Annotated in this window: 12 protein-coding genes; 10 read left to right on the top strand and 2 right to left on the bottom strand. The window is 41.6% G+C overall.

Features of this window, described 5'->3' with window-relative positions; genetic code table 11:
* Positions 1 to 371: 371 nt before the first annotated feature.
* The 8 genes from NK987_RS03695 to NK987_RS03660 all read left to right on the top strand — a co-directional run bounded on the left by NK987_RS03695 (position 372) and on the right by NK987_RS03660 (position 11,560).
* Entirely contained in the window at positions 372 to 1,481 is a 1,110-nt protein-coding gene (locus NK987_RS03695) for an alpha/beta fold hydrolase (protein ID WP_259262760.1), read from the top strand.
* Between the two features lie 580 nt (positions 1,482 to 2,061).
* The gene (locus tag NK987_RS03690) at positions 2,062 to 3,009 is read left to right on the top strand and encodes a YihY/virulence factor BrkB family protein (protein ID WP_259262759.1); all 948 of its coding nucleotides are present in this window, start codon (positions 2,062 to 2,064) and stop codon (positions 3,007 to 3,009) included.
* A gap of 109 nt (positions 3,010 to 3,118) precedes the next feature.
* Positions 3,119 to 4,912, top strand: coding sequence for an alpha-amylase family glycosyl hydrolase (locus tag NK987_RS03685; RefSeq protein WP_259262758.1), 1,794 nt, complete (start codon positions 3,119 to 3,121; stop codon positions 4,910 to 4,912).
* Between the two features lie 194 nt (positions 4,913 to 5,106).
* Positions 5,107 to 8,598 (top strand): CheR family methyltransferase, encoded by a 3,492-nt coding sequence (locus NK987_RS03680; protein ID WP_259262757.1) that lies wholly within the window; start codon positions 5,107 to 5,109, stop codon positions 8,596 to 8,598.
* A complete protein-coding gene (locus NK987_RS03675) occupies positions 8,595 to 9,047 on the top strand; it encodes a response regulator (protein WP_258421708.1) in 453 nt (150 codons plus the stop codon). Before NK987_RS03680 ends, NK987_RS03675 begins: the two co-directional genes overlap by 4 nt.
* 20 nt (positions 9,048 to 9,067) lie before the next feature.
* Positions 9,068 to 9,628 (top strand): helix-turn-helix domain-containing protein, encoded by a 561-nt coding sequence (locus NK987_RS03670; RefSeq protein ID WP_420841157.1) that lies wholly within the window; start codon positions 9,068 to 9,070, stop codon positions 9,626 to 9,628.
* Between the two features lie 185 nt (positions 9,629 to 9,813).
* Entirely contained in the window at positions 9,814 to 10,281 is a 468-nt protein-coding gene (locus NK987_RS03665; protein ID WP_259262756.1) for a ferritin-like domain-containing protein, read from the top strand.
* A gap of 76 nt (positions 10,282 to 10,357) precedes the next feature.
* Positions 10,358 to 11,560: an NAD(P)/FAD-dependent oxidoreductase gene (locus tag NK987_RS03660; RefSeq protein WP_259262755.1), complete on the top strand. Its 1,203-nt coding sequence runs from the start codon at positions 10,358 to 10,360 to the stop codon at positions 11,558 to 11,560.
* Between the two features lie 6 nt (positions 11,561 to 11,566).
* Here NK987_RS03660 and NK987_RS03655 read toward each other — a convergent pair whose 3' ends face one another.
* Complete coding sequence (locus NK987_RS03655) at positions 11,567 to 12,046, bottom strand: thermonuclease family protein (protein ID WP_259262754.1); 480 nt, start codon at positions 12,044 to 12,046, stop codon at positions 11,567 to 11,569.
* A gap of 426 nt (positions 12,047 to 12,472) precedes the next feature.
* Between NK987_RS03655 and NK987_RS03650 the strand changes: the two genes are divergently transcribed.
* A complete protein-coding gene (locus NK987_RS03650; protein WP_259262753.1) occupies positions 12,473 to 14,827 on the top strand; it encodes a poly(ethylene terephthalate) hydrolase family protein in 2,355 nt (784 codons plus the stop codon).
* Between the two features lie 612 nt (positions 14,828 to 15,439).
* Here NK987_RS03650 and NK987_RS03645 read toward each other — a convergent pair.
* Positions 15,440 to 16,342: a cation diffusion facilitator family transporter gene (locus NK987_RS03645; RefSeq protein WP_259262752.1), complete on the bottom strand. Its 903-nt coding sequence runs from the start codon at positions 16,340 to 16,342 to the stop codon at positions 15,440 to 15,442.
* A gap of 337 nt (positions 16,343 to 16,679) precedes the next feature.
* Between NK987_RS03645 and NK987_RS03640 the strand changes: the two genes are divergently transcribed.
* Positions 16,680 to 19,010: a patatin-like phospholipase family protein gene (locus NK987_RS03640; protein WP_259262751.1), complete on the top strand. Its 2,331-nt coding sequence runs from the start codon at positions 16,680 to 16,682 to the stop codon at positions 19,008 to 19,010.
* Positions 19,011 to 19,097: the final 87 nt, after the last annotated feature.

Genomic DNA, 19,097 nt, shown 5'->3' with positions numbered 1-19,097 from the left:
AGCGGTTATCCTGAATGGTTTCGGGTAGCCGCTTTTTCTTTTTAGCCTGCCATCCCTCCGCTAAGCGTAGTTTGTAACTACGCTTTTCTATAAAAATGAATTTGTAATTCAAATTATCAGGAATTATCTTTCGTTTGAGCATTTAGTCGGATGGTCCACTTACATCCCGATGGCTATCGTGGATGGTAAGGATAAAAGGGTAGGACATGGCGTTTAGAAATGATCCCTTAAGTTCCGATAGCTATCAGAATTAGCCTTGGGCCAGGTGCAGTTTAGGCAAATTCCACCAAGTCCCAGTATCAGGCGTTTGCCTTCACACAGGTGGAGTAAATGATATTGCACCAAGAGACGAATACCAAAGCCACACATTGATGAATATAAAGAAGGTAACAAGAATAGCTGGAAAGTATTTATTGATTTTCTTTGGAGGATTAATTACACTTTTTTTGTTAGCATTGCTTTTTTTGCATTTACAAAGCCCAGGAAAAGCTAATCCATTCGTTGATGAGAATGGAGAGATAATAAGCAAAAGTATTTCCACGATAGAAAGAATTGAACTTGGAGGAATAGGGCAATATCTAATAATAGGTGGTATAGATTCGACCAAACCTGTATTGCTATTCCTACACGGAGGACCGGGAAGTCCGGAATTAGCCCACGTAAAAAAGTTCAACCCCTATTTAGAACACGATTTTGTGGTAGTACATTGGGAGCAAAGAGGTTCAGGAAAATCATACAATAAAAATATTTCGGTAGAAAGTATGACTGTTGACCAACTTATATCAGACACCAAAGATTTAAGTGAATATCTGATCAATCGCTTCAATAAGGACAAAATCTATTTGATGGGACATTCCTGGGGTTCTTATCTGGGAATAAAAACTATTGAAAAACACCCAGAATTATTCCATTGTTTTATTGGGATTGGGCAAGTAGCAGACCAATACAGAAGTGAAAGAATATCTTATGAATGGGTAAAATACCAGGCAGAGAAAAAAGAAGATAAGAAAGCCATAAAGGAACTGGGGGCGCTTGATTTTCCTGACATCAATGCGAGTAGTGAAGAATGGATTAAGTTTTTAATGGCAGAGAGAAGTTATGTTGATAAATTTGGTGGAGGGGTTTTTCGTGATTACCAGGGTTCTCTGTATATGCTATTGCCAGTCATAAATGCCAAGGAATACACATTACATGACAAAATGAATTATGGATTAGGTGCATTATTTTCATTAGATCATTTATGGGATGACATAATTACCGACAACCTTTTTGAAACCATCGACAGTGTTCAGATTCCTGTTTATTTCTTCCAGGGCGTGTTTGATTATCAAACATCATATATTGTTGCAAAAGAGTTTTATGATCAATTGGAAGCCCCCGAAAAACAATTTTTTACTTTTGAAAACTCTGCACATTGCCCAATTTTTGACGAACCGGAAAGATTCAACAATATATTAAGAGAAATAGTGAGGAAAGAATGAAAAGACAACCCACAACATTTGTTTGAATAATGGCAGGAGAAAATGCTAAATATCAAACTTTGAAACCAGTTCATAATATCAACCACTCAATCTGCCACTACTGATACCATTTGCCGTTAAATTTTATTTTTTTAACAACCCAACACCCACCCAAAAAAATGATCCCAATTGATTTCCTGATCGAACTACAAACAAACAAGGAAACGAAAAGGCTTTCGCTTGCGACAAGGTATTTGGTTCAGGTTAATTTCTTTAAGAAATAAGATTGGGAATCAATAGTATTAACCTTACGAGCGAAATCAAAGTGACTCCCCAAAACTTATTGCCTATTTTTCCCCCTCCCTTCCCTGTATTTTTATCAATATCCCCTAAGACTGTTTTTACATAAATACCATTTTCAAAAAGCGGTTATCCTGAATGGTTTCGGGTAGCCGCTTTTTCTTTTTAGCCTGCAATCCCCCACAAATTCACTTCCTTTTTCCATTAGGGCACGGTTAATGCACTAGTTTGATGCGGTCATTGCGTTCCATGGGCCGGAATGGATTTTTTTGGCCTTAAGAAAACTAGAAAGACAGAGGGAATGATAGTAGATAATAAATTCAGGATCAGACACCTGCCCAGGCTGTTGTGGGAGGCGGGGAAGCTTTGGAATAAAAACAATCCATGGAGATTGGGGGCTGTCGTGGCCTACTATGCGGTACTGTCCATGCCGGGATTGCTTGTGTTGATTATCAGTGCCGTTGGGGCATTTTGGGGACAGGAGATCGTGCAAGGGGAGATTACGGGGCAGATTTCGGAGGCCATTGGTCCGAGTGCTGCAGAGTCTGTCGTCTCCATTATCGAAAATTCGAGTAAAGATAAGAGGACTGTTTTTGCTACCATCATGGGTGTCGCAGTATTGGTATTTGGAGCCACCGGGGTGTTTTACCAGCTTCAGATTTCCATGAATGAGATCTGGAGTGTCAAGGTGGACCCTGAAGCCGGTTGGTGGAAAGTCGTCAAAGACAGGGCATTGAGCCTTGCCTTTGTGATGGTCATTGCTTTTTTGTTGATCATCAGTTTTGTGGTTTCTACAGCACTGACGCTGTTGAGCAGTTTTCTGGCCGGGCTTTGGGAGCCTGCTTACCTGTTTATAGCCCAGTTCTTTGATTTTGCGCTGTCCACCTTTGTCATTGGGCTTTTGTTTGTGTTGATATTCAGGTTTATGCCTGACATGAAGATCAGGTGGAGGTCGGTATGGTTGGGAGGATTTATGACGGCCCTGTTGTTCAATCTGGGGAAGATTTTGCTCAGCCTCTATTTTGGGGCTGCAGATCCGGCTTCAGTCTATGGTGCGGCAGGTTCTGTGGTGCTGATTTTACTTTGGGTATCTTATTCTTGTTTGATATTGTTCTTTGGGGCGGCATTTACCAGGGTGTATGCGGAGAAGTATGAGGCAGCGGTTCATCCTTCTGATTTTGCGATGAAAGTCGTCGAAAAGGAAATCATCATCGAGAAAGGAAACGAGGAAATAAAAACCGAAGGTTGACAATTTGAACTATACAGGTATATATTACCTTATGGTAGAATAGTGATGTTTTTTCGACTCCTTCTTTATAAGGAACATTTTTTTCCAAATATTTTACCATACAATAGCAATGAAGGAGATAGGCAGTAGAGGAATGGGGGCCATCGTAGGCTTAGTAGGCGTGACCTTCAGGGTTTGGGCGCCCAATGTCAACAGTATTTTTGTCATGGGCAGCTTCAATGGCTGGAGAGATAATGAATACCCATTGGAACATGAAAATGACGGCTATTGGGCGGTACATGTAGATCTGGCAAACAATGGTGATGAGTATAAATTCGTCCTTTACAACGGAGAAAACAAAATCACTAAAAACGATCCCTATGCCCGGAAACTGACCAACAGCATGGGTAATTCCGTTGTCATAGACCTTAGAAAAGACAGGGAAGAGCATCATTTTCAAATATCTTCGTTCAATGAGCTGGTCATCTATGAGATGCACATCGGTACATTCAACAGGGACGGGGTTGAAAATGGGGGTGTTGGAAACTTTTTTTCCGCAGTACAGAGATTGGATTATATCAGAGATCTGGGTATCAATGCCATAGAAATCATGCCGGTGATGGAATTTGCCGGGGATAATTCCTGGGGATATAATCCCGCCCATCCATTTGCCGTAGAGTCGGGTTATGGCGGTCCGGAAGGTCTGAAGCATTTTATATCTGAAGCCCATGCCCGAGGAATTGCGGTGATCATGGATGTGGTTTACAACCATTTCGGCCCTTCAGATATTGATTTATGGCAGTTTGACGGTTGGCAGGAAAACGACCTCGGCGGCATTTATTTCTATAATGATTACAGGGCAAAGACGCCTTGGGGTGAAAACCGCCCCGATTATGGCAGGAAGGAAGTCCGAAATTACCTCCGTGACAATGCGCTGATGTGGCTCGATGACTATCAATGTGATGGCTTGAGGTTTGATGCCACAGCAGTCATCAGGTACCTAGATAGCGAAAACACCAACAACAAAGCAGAATTGGAGGAAGGATATCGATTCTTGCAGGAGTTGAACGGGGAGATCCGGGATATTTTTCCCCACAAAATCCTGATTGCGGAAGACCTTAAGGCAGATCCTGTGGTCACTTCCGGGGTCATGCTCAACGGCCTCGGCTTCCATTCTCAATGGGGTTTGGGCTTCGCAAACCAGATCAAAAGGGTTTTGTTGGAGTTAGAAGACAAACACCGAAACCTTCAGCTCGTGGTGGAGTCACTCTTTTTTGCCTTCAACAATGATGTGTTCCAAAGGGTGATTTTCACAGAGTCCCATGATGAGGTAGCCAACGGTTCGTCCCGGTTGCCGGAGGAGATACAGCCCGGAGATGCCAACGGTGAATATGCCAAAAAGAAATCCACTTTGGGAGCCATTGCGCTCCTGACAGCGCCGGGAATCCCGATGTTGTTTCAGGGTCAGGAATTTATCAGTTATGGGCATTTCTCGGATACGGTGGGTTTGGATTGGGAAAGACAAACGATGTTCAATGGGATTTCGGGCATGTACCGGGACTTGATCGGCATGCGAAACGGAAGGGATGAGGCGATGGTGGGGCTGACAGGTCACTTGACCGAGACCTTGCACTTCAACCAAGACACATTGGTTTTGGCCTACAGTCGAAGCCATGCAGATCACCGTGAGCGACCCGTAATCATGGTCCTTAATTTTTCGAATCAGACTTACTACAATTATAAATTCGGTGTCCCGATCGGTGGCAAATGGAGGGTGAAATTCAACAGTAGTTGGAAAGGTTATGACGAGAATTTCTCAGGGACGGAGGTTACCTCCGTTTCTGCAAAAGGACCTTTTGAAGGCAAAGCCCATTCGGTTTTGGTGGATGTCCCTGCCTTTGGGGGGATCATTTTGATCAGGTAATGAGCCAGTTCCTTCATGTTTTTGGAAGAAATAGCGGATTATTGGAAATATTTAGGTGGTATTTATATTATATATTGCAAATGGTTACCAATCGGGTCAAACAAATGGTACCTTGATCCTGTAGAGTCTGCCTACATCACACTCGTTCTTGCTGATGCTGAATATTGCTACCGAAATTAAATCGAAAAAACGGCATGGGACAATCCAAAAAAGACAAAACAGAAAAGGATTCACCCTCGGAACCTACTCATAAAGCTGATTTTCCCATTGTTGCTATAGGCGCTTCGGCGGGAGGATTGGAAGCGGTGTCCGAATTGTTGAAATACCTTGCCCCTGACACGGGCATGGCATTTATTTTTGTACAGCATCTCAGTCCCGACCATAAAAGCATGCTAACGCCATTGTTAGCCAAAATCACCTCCATAGAGGTAAAGGAGGTTGAAAACAAGGTGCAGATCAAGCCCGATACATTTTACATCATTCCTCCGGACAAGGAGATAGCGGTGGAAAAAGACCACATAATCTTGTCCCCTCGACCCGAAACTCCCAAATTCAATTTTCCCATAGACATTCTTTTTACCTCGCTGTCAAAGACCCATAGGGAAAACGTGATTGGGGTAATTCTAAGCGGAAGTGCCACGGACGGTACTATTGGCATGAGGTCAATAAAGCAAGAAGGAGGACTGACATTTGCCCAGGATTCCTCAGCAAAATTTGACAGCATGCCCAAATCTGCCATTACAGCAGGTTTGGTTGACTTTATATTGTCGCCTAAGGATATCGCCCTGGAGCTGAACAGGATCAGCCAAAACCCCTTGATTAGGATATCAGGCACAAAACACAGGGAAGAAGACCTCATAGACGATGCAAACCCTGACTTGGTAGCCATCATCAATAGCCTTTTAAAATTCACAGGCGTGGATTTTTCTGTCTATAAAATGAAGACAATCAAGAGAAGGATCCTCAGGCGGATGCTGCTCAATAAGGTAAAAGACCTCAAAGCATATGTAAACCTCATCGGTGAAAAAAAGGAAGAATTGGATATTCTTTACCAGGATTTGCTGATCAATGTGACCAGTTTTTTTAGGGATTCGGATTCTTATATATACCTGAAGGAGGATCTTCTTCCCAAACTTCTGAAGTCAAAAAAGGGTGAAGAGACCTTTCGGATTTGGGTTCCTGCCTGTTCTTCGGGTGAGGAGGCATTGTCCATTGCCATGATGATTCTTGAAATTCAAGAAAATTCCGGGACCCATATCCCCATTCAGATGTTTGCTACTGACCTGAGTGAAAAGGCAATCAGGAAAGCGCGTGCTGGTGTCTACACCAAAGATGAACTGGAATCTGTTTCACCAAAACGGCTGCAGCGGTTTTTTACAAAATCAGGAAACAACTACAGGATTTCGAAAACGATCAGGGACATCTGTGTCTACGCACCGCATAATGTACTGAAGGATCCTCCATTTTCAAGGATAGATTTTATCAGCTGTAGGAACCTGTTCATTTACCTTGATTCAGCAGCCCAAAAAAGAGTATTGTCAACTTTCCATTATGCCTTGAACGAAACGGGCTATCTGATGCTGGGAAAAGCAGAGACCATCAGTTCTTCGGCAAATCTATTCTTAGAGGTCAACAAAAAGTACAGAATCTATTCAAGAAAAAGCAGCGCCGATGGACGCCTATTATCATTACCGACTTCAAGAATGACTAAAGGAGAAACACAACATACAAAACATGCAATGGATGCTGATACCAAGATCAGTGCAGCCAAAACCACCGCACTTCAAAACAGCAAAAACCTTGACCAAGCTATTGATGCAGTGATAGTCTCTGAATTTTTACCTCCAAGTGCAGTCATCAATCAACAGATGGAAATCCTCCAATTCAGAGGAAAAACAGATTTGTATTTGAGCCATTTTTCCGGAAAAGCTTCCCTGAATATCCTGAAGCTTGTACGCAAAGAAATCGCTTTTCACCTGAGAAGCCTGATTTCCAAATGCATCAAAACCGATCAGCGTGTACGGAAAACCGGAATTGAGATGAATGTCGACAATACTGCCTTTGTCGTCAGTATCGAGGTATCGCCGCTGCTTGTTGAATTTGAAGAAAAGTTGATGCTTGTTGTTTTTTCACAACACGATCAAGTTACTGGATCCCAGCAAGTAAAAGGAAAGGATGAGATCCAAGATTCAATTCTCAGTATTAAGGAACAAAAAATAAAACAGCTTGAGGACGAACTGGCTTTGTCCCAAAAGGATGCCATGGAGCTGTCCCAAGAGCAGGAAGGATTCATAGAGGAGCTCCAAAGTGCCAATGAGGAGGTAGTCTCGAGCAATGAAGAATTGCAGACCGTCAATGAAGAACTTGAAACCTCCAAAGAAGAACTTGAATCATCGAATGAGGAGCTTGTCACCACCAACCAAGAACTCCAAACCCGAAATGACCTGCTCAATGAATCCTATGACTATTCCAATGCCATCATCTCTACCCTTCATGAGCCTATGATTGTTTTGGATAAAAACCTGCGAATCAAGACCGCAAACAAATCTTTCTACAGGATATTCCAACTCAAAGAGGATCAGATAGACGGGAAGAAGTTGTTTGATTTTGAAGAAAAGAGATGGAATATCCCAAGTTTAAGGGAATTGCTTGAGCATATTATTCCCAAAAACTCCTCTTTCAGCAATTTTAAAATAACACATAACTTTCCAAGGATTGGCGAAAAAGTTTTTTTACTTAATGCAAGCCGACTTATCCAAAAAAGCCACGGGGAGCAATTGATTTTACTTTCTTTTAATGATATAACCGATGCCATGCTGACCCAAAAAAATGAATTGGAAGAATACACCAAAGACATAGAAAAAACCAAAAACTACAATATCGAGCTTGAAAAGGCGGTGTTGGAAAGAACCAAACAGCTTGACCTTTCCAATAAAGCCCTGTCTGAAAAGAACAACGAGCTGGGAAAAATGAACAAAGAGCTTGAAGCTTTTGCCTACATATCAAGCCATGATTTGCAGGAGCCACTCCGAAAGATCCAGACCTTTGCTGACCGGATTCTAGAAAAAGAAATGGTGAATTTATCAGCTTCAGGCAAGGTCTACTTCCAGCACATGCAAAAGTCGGCCAATAGGATGCAAAAGCTGATAGAGGAGCTGCTTACTTTTACCAGTCTCAATTCTGCCGAAAGAAAATTTGAAGCATTGCCGCTTGCGGACATTATCAAAGACGTACAGAATGAAATGAAAGAAGCGATAGAGGCCAAAAAAGCCAAAATCACCATCAATAAGATGTGTGATGTCAGTGTCATTCCTTTTCAGTTCAGGCAGTTGATCAATAACCTGATCAGTAATTCTTTGAAGTTTTCCAAACCGGAAATCCCCGTCAAAATCTCCATCTCAGCAGAAATCGTAAAAAAGGATGCTATCAAAACCATCGAAGATCTGAGTCAAAAACTTTATTGTCATATTCAGTTTTCAGATAACGGTATAGGATTTGATCAGGAGTACAGTAAAAGGATCTTTGAGGTGTTTGAAAAACTGCACAGTAAGGATGAATATCCCGGAACGGGAATTGGATTGGCCATTGTCAAAAAAATTGTAGAAAACCACAATGGTTTTATAAGTGCAACAAGTGAACTCAATAAAGGAACAACCTTCGATATCTATTTTCCAGCCAAAAAATGAACGAGAAATCCATTAAAATCCTATTAGCAGACGATGATGAAGCAGATAGACTGTTGTTTAAGGAGGCTTTTGATGAATTGAATGTCGGCACATCTGTAGAAACAGTCAATGACGGCGACGAACTCATGCACCTTATGCAAAATACCGAAGCCGAAAATCTTCCGCAGATCCTTTTTCTCGACATCAACATGCCCAGAAAAAACGGCTTGGAATGTCTTAAGGAAATCAGGGCAGATGTAAAATTCAAAGAAGTATCTGTTGCGATATATTCAACATCTTCTTCCGAAAATGACATGCAAGAGACTTTCCTCAACGGGGCAAATGTTTATATCCATAAGCCCAATGATTTTCAAAAATTAAAGAAATTATTGGAAAAAGCCATCATCTACGCAAATGTGTACCAAGACCCGCCCTTCAATAAGGATAACTTTCTTTTAGTGGCCGAATAATTGCCTATCTCTCAATTAAAGTGGAAAAACACAAGATTCATATTAAGTATATGGTCAGCTATCGCTGCATCATGGTGGTCAAGGAAGAACTGAAGAATCTGGATATACGCTATTCCAATGTCAATTTGGGCGAAGTTGAGGTATCGCAAAAAATCACTGCTTCCCAAAAGGAAGCTTTGAGGCTGAATCTGAAGAAAATCGGACTCGAACTTTTGGATGATAAAAAAAGCATTTTGATCGATAAAATTAAGAATGAGGTGATCAAAATGATCCACCAAGCCGAGGCTCCTCCGACAATCAATTACTCTGAGCATATCAGCGAACAGCTTGGCTATGACTATACCTACCTGTCTAATGTTTTTTCGGAAGTTCAGGGAATCACCATTCAGCAATTCATCATCTTCAACAAAATCGAAAAAGTAAAAGAATTGTTGCTTTACAATGAACTTAACCTGACAGAGATTTCCTATCAATTGGACTACAGCAGTGTGGCCCATCTTTCCAATCAGTTTAAGAAAGTCACGGGGCTGACTCCTTCATTTTTCAAAAGAATGAAAGAAATGAGAAGGAAGATTTCATAAATAGTGGGGTTGTTGGTTTCGGTTTTTACTGACATTTTCGTACTGAAGATCTTCAGCCCCATTATTTTTTATACAGTTTTAGTGGATAGTTGCAAGAGTTTTTGATTTGAAAGAATATCCAAAACATGGTCTGAATGTTGGGCTAAGTTATTTGGTAAATTATTCCAACAATTAAAAAACTTATCATGACACATTTAGAAGAATTGACAAGTACCCTCAATGACCTTGTTTTGATCAATAATGACAGGATCGAAGGTTATCAGAACGCCATCAACTCATTGGAAACTAAGGATGCTGATTTAAAAATGCTGTTTGCCAAAATGATTTCAAACAGCAGAGACCACGTCAGTGTCCTTGGTGACTTAATCCTCGAAGCAGGTGGAGAAATAGAAGAAGGGACTACAGCCTCCGGTAAGATATTCCGTTCTTGGATGAGTATCAAATCTTTATTCTCGGGCAGCGACAGGACAAGTATCCTAGAATCATGTGAAGGCGGAGAAGATGCCGCGCTAAAAGCATATGATATGGCACTTTCTTCAGATGTAGAGATGAACGTGGGAGTCAGACAAGTGCTCATGGACCAAAGGGTATCCCTCAGTGGAGACCACAATCAGGTCAAGAAAATGAGAGATTTAAACAAGACCTTGGCTTAAATCCTTGATTTAAAATCTATACCTCATGTAGGTATGGATTTTATTTTTTTGGAAAAGGCCGGTTAATAAGAAGAATATGAGAATCAGAACTTTTGAACCATTTTGGTTAGTTAAAAACGGCCTTCTGAATAGTTATCCCTCCCTGCAAAAAAACATTGAAACAGAAATAGTGGTGTTGGGAGGGGGTATAACAGGTGCTTTGGTGAGCTATGCCTTGATGGAGGCCGGGCATAAGGTAGTATTGATAGACAAAAGGGATATCGGTCAAGGCAGTACCTCCGCGACGACCAGTATGCTTCAATATGAAATCGATGAACCGCTTGTAGAACTCTCAAAAAAGATTGGGGAAAAGGGAGCTGTTACCTGCTATAAAGCAGGAATCAAAGCAATCCGGACGATCGGCGATTTGGTGGGTAAACTGAACTTGGATTGTGGTTTTGAACTTAAAAAATCACTTTACTTAGCCCATGATATAAAAGCTGCTGATTGGTTAAAAGAAGAATTTGAGATGCGCAATAAGCACCGGATGGGAGTGAGTTGGCTCTCAGACGAACAAGTTTTGAAAACCTTTGGGGTCAGGTCATTTGGTGCGATACTTTCTAAAACAGCAGCAAGTGTGGATGCTTACCAATTGGCGCATGGATTGATCCGCCACAGTTTCAAAAGGGGGATGGAAGTTTACGATCAAACCGAAATTTCCAAAACCGAGCACTGCAAAGATGGGGTAGTACTTCAGACTGCGGAGGGTTTTTCAGTTCAATGCAAGAAAGTCATCTATTGTACCGGGTTTGAATCCACAGACCTATTGAAAGAAAAAGTAGCCAAACTCTTCTATACCTATGCTTCGGTAAGCGAACAGGGAATTGCTTGTGCCAAGCAGCTAAAAGATATCTTGGTATGGGACACAGCAGACCCATATCTCTACATGAGGACCACAGAAGACGGCAGGTTGTTGGTAGGAGGAGAGGATTCTTCCACCAATTTTCCTTTTTTTCAACAGCAGATCAAGGAAAGAAAACATTTAAAATTACAGTCCAAACTTGATGAACTCATCCCCGAAAATGGATTTATTGAGGATTTCAGTTGGGGAGGAACTTTCGGATCGACCAAAGATGGATTGCCATACATCGGAGCCTCTCCCGAATATAAAAACGCATTGTTTGTACTGGGATTTGGAGGAAATGGCATCACGTTTTCTATTCAGGCGATGGAGATCATAGTGTCTATGCTGAAAGGGAAAAAGCATAACCTAGAAAAGTATTATAAATTTGGCAGGTAGGTAAAATCACTTCCACAGTCCCTTCTTTTTATCCCTTGCTTCTTTTTGGAGTTTGACAAATAGGTCAGCATACTTGACGTTGGGTGGGACTGTCATTACCGAAGCATAGCCGTTTTTGATCAGGAAGGCATTGAGGAAAGTCCCGTTTTCAAGATACACATAAGCCAAAGTTCTTTTGTACCTGTCGTATTTGCTGACATCATATTCCAGGCGGACTTTATTGCCTGTTAGGATTTGTGTGAGGTATGCTTTGGATTCCTTGCCATAGTAACCGATTTCTTTTTTGCCGGATTTTCGGGATTCTGGCGCATCTACTCCGATCAAGCGTATTTTTTCTTCCTGCCCATTGGCATTGATGATCCAAAATGTGTCACCGTCTATAATTTTTGAGACAGGGTACCATTTGGAATCGGTCTGAGCAGGTGAGGGGATTATGGAAAAAAAAAGAAAAAAGACGAGTAGGTGGTAATGTTGGGTTTTAAGCATGGGTGAAAATAAGGAATTTAAGTATTAAGTGTCAAGTATCAAGAGGTGAGAGGCGAGATATAAGACACAAGACGCAAGACATAAGACCTAAGACACAAGACTTAAGATCCTAGAATTGATTCACCGAAGGTTAATACATCTTTAGAAATGAGAAGCGAGAAACGAGACTTGATTTTCCAAAAAATTAGGTTCCAGGGAAAAGGGTAGATTTTCTGGTAGAAATCGGTTTATCAATTAATCAATTAACCTGTAATCCCCGATTCTCCGCTTCTTTGCCGATAATTAAGGCCAGAAAAAATGGGGATTGTTTTCAAATGCTATTTCCATAAATATTTTATATTTTCAGAAATCAAACTCCAGACTATGTCCCATAAGCACCATTTCATTCGATTAAATTCTTTTCTTACAAAGCAAATTAAAATGGTAATGCCTGGGAAAAGGGCATTTAATGGGGCTTCAGTTGGCCTTTTGATCGGGTCTTTTTTAATATTCGTGCTCGAGGTAATAGGCTTGATAAACAACTACAGAGATCCGTGGCTTTTAGCCTTGGGAGTGGTGATTTTGTTGGGATCTGTTATTGCGGCCATACTAATCGTTTGGCTGATCGAGCAATCCAATGAAATACCAAAGGGATTCAAAATAGCCCTTTTGATTTCCGTACCGCTTTTGATGATGGTCGGACTATTGGAAAAGAGAATTGGACTGATGTTGATAGTGATCTTTTCGCTGTTGGGAGCAGGAGTTTCTATTTTTAATATTGCCCATTTCCGAAAATTAACTTTGCCTAGAAAGACGATTGCCTTATTGGGTTTTGGAATTGGATTGTTTGGGGCAGGGGCTGCTCTCTATTTTTTGATGATCAGGGGTTTGGAGGTAAAGCCGATCCTCAATGCAGCAAAACTTGTTGAGGACAAAATCACCCCACTTCCTTTCGAATCGCCGGCGACCCCCGGACAATATGAAGTGGAATTTTTTACCTACGGATCCGGCAAAGATCGCCTTAGGGAGGAATTTAGAGAGGGAGTGAAATTTGAGACCAAGTCTGTGGATGGAACTGCGTTTTTGGAAAACTGGAATGGGATTTTAGGCAAGTATAGAACCCATAAATGGGGTTTTGATTTTAAAGAATTGCCCATCAATGGCCGGGTATGGAAACCCAAAGGGGAAGGTCCATTTCCTTTGGTCCTGATTGTCCATGGCAATCATCCCATGCTGGATTTTTCGGATACCGGGTACAAATATCTCGGTGAACTTCTGGCTTCCCGAGGTTTTATTGTTACATCAGTGGATGAAAATTTTCTCAACTTCTTCTCTTTAATTCGCAGAAGGAAGGTTTTGGAAGACGAAAATGATGCTAGAGGCTGGATGTTATTGGAGCACCTGAGGCAGTGGAATGAATGGAATGAGGATACGGCACATCCTCTTTTTGGACAAGTTGACTTTGACAAGCTGGCCTTAGTCGGACACTCCCGAGGAGGAGAGGCTGTGGCGCATGCAGTCATGCTGAATGGACTGGACTATCACCCGGACGATGCTACCATCCCGCTGGGATATCATTTCAACATTCAGTCGATTGTAGCTATTGCACCAGTAGACGGGCAGTATAGGCCCGGAGGAAGTCTCACCAAAATTGAAAATGTAAACTATCTTACAATGCACGGAGCACAGGATCAGGATGTTTTTTCCTATGAAGGCCTCAAGCAATTTGAGCGTGTTTCCTTCACGGATTCTGTATATAGGTTCAAGGCAGGACTCTATATCTCCGGTGCCAATCATGGCCAGTTCAATTCCGGTTGGGGAGACAACGATGCCCATGCTTCGTTTTCAGGATTGCTTAACAAAAAGCAACTCATGGAGGCAAAAGATCAAGAAACCATTGCCAAAGTCTATATCAGCGCGTTTTTAGAAACGACAATTCATCAAATAGACGACTATCTTCCCCTCTTTTCAGATCCAAGAAAGGGTCGAAACTGGTTGCCGGAAACTATTTATCTCAGCCAGTTTCAGGATTCAAAGAGTCAGTTTTGGGCTGGATTTGAGGAGGACTTTGATGTTCTGACTTTGTCCAATGCGCAATCAGCAAAGGGAAAAAATCTTTCTATCTGGCGAGAAGGAGAAGTTTGGCAAAGATATGGTTCAAGAGGAACCAGAGCGCTGTACTTGGGATGGAATTATGGAGAATTCGGTACCGAAAGTCTCGATTGGGATGCTCCAAATAAGCCGATTCTCCCAGAGACTATTCTTGCCAACTACACAGTAATGCTTGGTCAAGGAACCTTTATGCCGGATTCCAGCTCAGTCCTTATTTTCTCTTTAGCAGAATCCGGTGAATCCCCCAAGCCAAGAGGCAAAGGGAAAAAGATTGCAAAAAGTAATGAAAAAGGCGATAAGGATTCCAAAACCAAATTAGAAGCCATGAACAAAAAAGAAGCCTTAAAAGAAGATGAAATACCCTTACCTGTCCTTGATTTTACCCTGGAGCTTGTGGATGAACAAGGCCAACGGATTACTTTTCTTGCAAGTGAATTCTCTCCCGTCCAGCGCCTTATTAAATCCCGTGTGCTTAAAATACAGTTTTTGGACGAAAAGGATGACACCGAACCAATATTTCAACTTTATCAGTTTGATCTGAAAAAATTGGCCTCCAAAAACCCCAAATTCAGAGTTGAAAGTCTCCAACAGATTCGGTTTATTTTTGACCAATCAGAAAAAGGTGCTCTTATGATTGACCAAATAGGACTGATGCCGAGTTTTGAAATGGGCAGGTATAATGACTATTAAAAGAATCCCTAATGATGAATATGTAAGGAAGGATTACTCCAATGACGTGAATATTTGGGTTCTCCCACTGAATGCAGTGAAGTGTCTAGGTTTTGGGAATTTTTTCATCTTCCCAACCTGCGGTTACCAATTACATGATAATCCGGGTCGTCACTCTGATCCGCCGAGGCGGAGAAGAGTCTCTTTTATTCTGAGATCTTTCATCCTCGTACCTCAGGTTCAAGATGACGCAACACCAACCGTCATTACCTTTCTGAACACTTAAAAATGTTGGGCACCACCAATGAAGTAAATCTAAATTACCTCTCGGCATGCTCGGGGAACGGAATATTGGGCCTTTGAGGGTGGGGAGGAAAAAGCGGCGCAGCCGCTTTTTCCTCCCCACCCCTTAACCTAAAAAAACTCGGTGGCCGAGCTTGCCGAGGCCAAATTAGAAAAATCTCAAAGTCATTCCTTTTCTGAACACTTAAAAATGTTTGGGAGTCAGGGTGACGCTTGACAATTGACAATGCGCAACAGACAACAATTACAACTACTACAACCATTACAACATTTCCAACCACTACAACTTTCCTCCAAGAGACCCTTCTTTCCTCAGTGTGACGGTTCCAACTACACCGCCCACTTTCTGTCATTGGTAAAGGCGACGTTGAGCCATTTTTTGAGGGAGATGGGCTTCATTTTGCTCATAATTTCCTCCCGGATATTGTCCTGTTCGGCCAAAGTAGGTTGCCAACCTTCCGGAGATACCACAAAATCAATTTCGATAAAAAGCTTGGGTCCTGATTTAGATACCCTCAAAAAAGACTCTATGAATTGGTATTCTTTTTCAATGTCTGCGACGATCTCCTGACAAAGGTCTAGGTATTTATCATCCGCTTTCATATCGAGTACTTCTCGGATTTGTAATCCCATATTGGTGATCGGCACTTTGAGAAAATATCCCGACACCACAATCACCATTAGCGGATCCATGTAAGGCATCAGGTGGCTGTACTTGGTATAACCCAATCCGATTGACAATAAAAAACCCACCAAAACCGCAAGACTGAGGAAAGTATCCATGAGCCATTGTTTGGATTCTGCATCAATCAAACCTGAAGGAATGGTTTTTTGTTTCTTTTTCAAAACCAAATGGACCGCATAGCAGCTCAATGTTGCAATAAAAGCATAAATCAAACCCGAACCTGCATTGACCTCTTGTCCTCCAGAAAGCAGTGTAGATATCCCTGAGAAAAGCGCAAAAAGACAGAGGATCGTGATGACAAGAAACTTGCCAAGGATGATGATGGGTTCGATCATCTCTTTGCCATAAGGGAAGTGGTCAAAATCCTGCCGTGCCATAAAGGAAGCTGTGATCAATGAAATCATTGAAAGTCCGACACTGATCAAAGAATAAATGCCATCAAAAAGGATGATTTTGGAGTTTTCAACGATTCCCCATACGACCGCCAATAGTGCCGAAAGTAGTGCACCGTAAACAGAGAACTTCAACAGTTGTTTTTCTGTGTTCATAATTTTTATCTGTAGTTTGAGTCTAAAAATTTGCAATCTGGCAGAACCTAAAGGTATTGTATATCCAAAATGAAATCAAGTGGAGGGTTTTTTAAAATTAGAAGTTATTTCGCCCCTTCAGGGCTGACCTGACACAATTGATTTTTTTGGGATGGCCTGCACCCATTCCTGAGTTATCTTGCCCTTTCAGGACTAAGATGAAAAAATGAATTTTAGAAAATTCCACTTTTCTCCTCTTCCCTTGACTCATTTTTCGGTATTGGACCTTCCTGATTATTAAAATCTTGAATTAAATTTTAATTTTGGTGAAATAGAAAAAATTCCCCCAAACACCTCTATGAAGAAATTTTTACTGTTCCTGATCGGTATATCCGTAGTTTTTGTACTGCAGGCCCAAGAAAAAGCAAATACCGACAGACCCAAAATCGGACTTGTTCTCAGTGGTGGAGGTGCCAAAGGAATGGCCCATGTGGGAATTTTGCGGTACATGGAAAAGGCCGGCATCCGACCGGATTTTATAGTCGGAACTTCAATGGGATCGGTTGTCGGAGGTTTGTATGCTTTGGGGTACAGTGCGGATGAATTGGAGCAGATTATCCTGAATATCGATTGGGATATTTTGATTACCAACCGGGTTGGATTCAACGATATTGCTTTTGAAGAAAAAGAATATTACAACAGATATTTGGTCGAATTGCCGGTGATCGAAGGTAAAGTTTCGCTCCCCTCCGGACTGATTCATGGTCAGATGCTTTCTGAAACTTTGCATTATTATACCTGGCCTGCGAATAACATAAAAAGCTTTGACGATTTCCCTATACCGTTCAGGTGTATTACCACCGATGTGAAGACTGGGGAAGGTATTGTACTTAAGGATGGCTATCTCCATGATGCATTGCGTTCGAGTATTGCGATTCCGACTTTTTTTACCCCATTTGACATGGACAGTACTTTAGTGGTCGATGGTGGCGTGGTCAATAATTTTCCTGTGGATGTGGTCAAAGAAATGGGCGCTGACATCGTCATAGGTGTCAATGTGGGAGATGAAGACTTTCTTAATCCCAAAGATATCGGCTCATTTTCAGGGATCTTGATGCAGATCGCCATGTCAAAATCATACAGCAGACTCAGGCAAAATATTCAGGATACGGATATTTACATCAAGCCGGACCTGAAAAACTATTCAACAGGTAGCTTTAGCAAGTTTCGCGAAATCCTGGAATTGGGGGATTTGGCCGGACAAAAGCATGCCCAAAGATTCAAAGACCTTGCTGATAGTTTGGGCGTTTTTGTAGAAACTCCAGGTATAGGACTTGAAGTAGAACCCATCACTATCAGTGATATAGACGTGAGTGGAAATTACCTGTTTTCTGATGTCCTGATTAAATCCAAGCTGGATATCAAGGAAGGTGAAACCGTCTCCCGAAGAGAATTGAGAGAAGGTATGTCGCGGGTTTTTGGGATCAACGGATTTTATAATGTGGATTATTCTTTGATCAAAATTCAGGATGATGAATACCGCCTTGTAATCAGGGCAAATGAGAAACCTAAAAGTTTACTGTTTGCCTCTGTCCATTATGACAATCAATTTTCGGCAGGCATCCTCCTCAACCTGACCATGAGGGATGTTTTGGGCAAATCATCCCGCTCTATCATTTTGGCAGACATTTCCCAAAATCCTAAGTTCAGGTTTGACTACTATAAATATATCGGTCAGCAGAAGCAGTATGCCCTAAATATGAAATTGAATTACCTCAACCAAGAAGCTCCTGTGTATGAGGAAGGTAAAGTGACCGATATCAATGTCAACAGGGAAAGTAGGGTAAGTGCACATATCATGTCTACCCAATCCCTGAAAGAAACCTTTGTTTTTGGAGGATTTTGGGAAAACAACCAATCAAAATCCAGATTCAATGTTGCGACTCCATCAGATATCAAAAACGCCACTAGAAATTTTTTGGGACTGAGGTTTATGTATTACAGAAACTCCTTGAATGACAGAAACTACGCTACCCGTGGTGCAGAGGCGATTGTGGAACCTGTTTTCATGTTCAATAACAATATCAAGATCAACCTCAATGCCGGGGTTGACACCTTGTTTTTGGGTGAGGGAGAAGGTCAGTTTGGGATACCTGCCAACCAACTTCCGTTTTTTGTTGATCTCTTGACTCCAAAAGGATATTTCGCATTTTATTTCAAGTACCTCAAATATTTCCCTTTGGCAAGAAACTTTCAGGTCATGCCGACAGCGGCCACAGGTCTGACGCTTTCCAATGAAGGTGCTTTTAAGGTATTTGACGGTTTTATTGCAGGAGGGCATCAGCGGATCAGGTTCAATGACACCAGGATTTGGGGATTGAACTACCGGGAATTGGAAACTCCCAACTTTGCCAAGTTGGGACTTGAATTACAATTCATCCCGGTTAATAATATCTTTCTCAGGACAGGGGCCAATATTGTCGGGTATAGCGGGCATGTTCCCTTAAAAGGAGGGGAAGGTACCATCATTTCTGAAATGCAATCAAACAATATTTTCGGTTATGGGGCAGACATTACATATAAATCCATTTTGGGACCCATTGTAGCGGGAATCGGGAAGAACAATTCAGATAAAAATCTTAGGGCATATTTTTCTATAGGATTCTCATTTGGATATTCAGACCGTTAATTTTTTATTACTTATTTAATTCCTTTTTGGGTTCTTTGATTTTTTTATCATTTTTGTGTCATTATGAAGGCTTAATTTTTCTCCGGT

Source organism: Aquiflexum gelatinilyticum, assembly GCF_024813435.1.
Taxonomy (GTDB): domain Bacteria; phylum Bacteroidota; class Bacteroidia; order Cytophagales; family Cyclobacteriaceae; genus Cognataquiflexum; species Cognataquiflexum gelatinilyticum.
This window is presented reverse-complemented; position numbering and strand designations above follow the sequence as displayed.

Coding starts and splice junctions, on each gene's coding strand:
- NK987_RS03695 (WP_259262760.1), top strand. CDS start 372: ATGAATATAAAGAAGGTAACAAGAATAGCTGGAAAGTATTTATTGATT.
- NK987_RS03690 (WP_259262759.1), top strand. CDS start 2,062: ATGATAGTAGATAATAAATTCAGGATCAGACACCTGCCCAGGCTGTTG.
- NK987_RS03685 (WP_259262758.1), top strand. CDS start 3,119: ATGAAGGAGATAGGCAGTAGAGGAATGGGGGCCATCGTAGGCTTAGTA.
- NK987_RS03680 (WP_259262757.1), top strand. CDS start 5,107: ATGGGACAATCCAAAAAAGACAAAACAGAAAAGGATTCACCCTCGGAA.
- NK987_RS03675 (WP_258421708.1), top strand. CDS start 8,595: ATGAACGAGAAATCCATTAAAATCCTATTAGCAGACGATGATGAAGCA.
- NK987_RS03665 (WP_259262756.1), top strand. CDS start 9,814: ATGACACATTTAGAAGAATTGACAAGTACCCTCAATGACCTTGTTTTG.
- NK987_RS03660 (WP_259262755.1), top strand. CDS start 10,358: ATGAGAATCAGAACTTTTGAACCATTTTGGTTAGTTAAAAACGGCCTT.
- NK987_RS03655 (WP_259262754.1), bottom strand. CDS start 12,046: ATGCTTAAAACCCAACATTACCACCTACTCGTCTTTTTTCTTTTTTTT.
- NK987_RS03650 (WP_259262753.1), top strand. CDS start 12,473: ATGCCTGGGAAAAGGGCATTTAATGGGGCTTCAGTTGGCCTTTTGATC.
- NK987_RS03645 (WP_259262752.1), bottom strand. CDS start 16,342: ATGAACACAGAAAAACAACTGTTGAAGTTCTCTGTTTACGGTGCACTA.
- NK987_RS03640 (WP_259262751.1), top strand. CDS start 16,680: ATGAAGAAATTTTTACTGTTCCTGATCGGTATATCCGTAGTTTTTGTA.